The organism is Pararcticibacter amylolyticus (assembly GCF_003130405.1).
In the GTDB taxonomy this organism is placed as follows: domain Bacteria; phylum Bacteroidota; class Bacteroidia; order Sphingobacteriales; family Sphingobacteriaceae; genus Arcticibacter; species Arcticibacter amylolyticus.
In genome coordinates, this window is record NZ_QEAS01000139.1 from 1 (window position 1) to 334 (window position 334).

At 41.0% G+C, this 334-nt stretch carries 1 pseudogene; it reads right to left on the reverse strand.

Features of this window, described 5'->3' with window-relative positions:
• Nucleotides 1-76: 76 nt before the first annotated feature.
• A pseudogene (locus DDR33_RS26850) lies at nt 77-334 on the reverse strand (hypothetical protein); the annotation flags it as partial.

Genomic DNA, 334 nt, shown 5'->3' on the forward strand with positions numbered 1-334 from the left:
ATGAGGTACAACGTAAGCTCCTCCACTTTTCTCAGAAGCCGCGAATTCATGTCTCCAAGATCAATCCCATTTTCCTTCACATCCTCTGCTGCCGGCATTTCCGGTAAATGTTGTTCCCTTGCAACGAACTCTTCGAGCTCTTAAGAGAGAGTCTTTTATACGATGAGTGGAATACATAATCAGGCCATTGGGATTGAAGTTTTACTTTGACAGATTCTGCAATCATATTACCGGCAACTGCTAGTTTATACTCATGAGGATTAGTCGTTCCAATGCTTATATTTCCCGACAAGTCTATATACAATGCGGTATTATAAGACAAGTCCTGGTAATT